General features: G+C 70.8%; 1 pseudogene. It reads left to right on the top strand.

The features are described from left to right. Positions 1 to 104: 104 nt before the first annotated feature. Positions 105 to 561: pseudogene (locus tag RCG67_RS17220) on the top strand (phospho-N-acetylmuramoyl-pentapeptide-transferase); the annotation flags it as partial.

The raw sequence follows: 561 nt of genomic DNA, 5'->3' as shown, positions 1-561 counted from the left end.
CGGGGCGACCACTGGCGCTCCGCCGGACCCTTCGTCAACGCCTCCCTCGACCCGAGCGGCCGGCCGGTCACCCCGGGCAGCGCCGCCGAGAGGGACGAGCAGGCATGATCCAGATCCTCATGGCCGCCGGACTCGCACTCGTGCTGTCCCTGTTCGGGACCCCGGCCTTCATCAAGTTCCTCGCCCGCCGCGGCTACGGCCAGTTCATCCGCGACGACGGCCCCACGAGCCACCACACCAAGCGCGGCACGCCCACGATGGGCGGGGTCGCGATCCTCGGCTCCGTGGTGCTCGCCTACGGGCTCACCCACCTGGTCTCCGGCCTCGTGTGGCCGTCCTACGGCGGGGTGACCCTCTCCGGGCTCTCCGCGCTGCTGCTGATGCTCGGCATGGGCCTGGTCGGGTTCGTCGACGACTACAAGAAGATCGCCAAGAAGCAGAACCTGGGCCTGAGCCCCATGGGCAAGATCGTGCTGCAGGGGCTCATCGGCACCGTCTTCGCGCTGCTGGTGCTGCTCGTGCCCGACCGGCAGGGCTCGACCGCCGCGTCCTCGGCGATCT

Origin of the sequence: Kocuria cellulosilytica, assembly GCF_040981245.1 — a bacterium.
Classification (GTDB): domain Bacteria; phylum Actinomycetota; class Actinomycetes; order Actinomycetales; family Micrococcaceae; genus Kocuria; species Kocuria cellulosilytica.
Note: the sequence above shows the minus strand (reverse complement) of the source record. Positions and strands in the feature narration are given on the sequence as shown.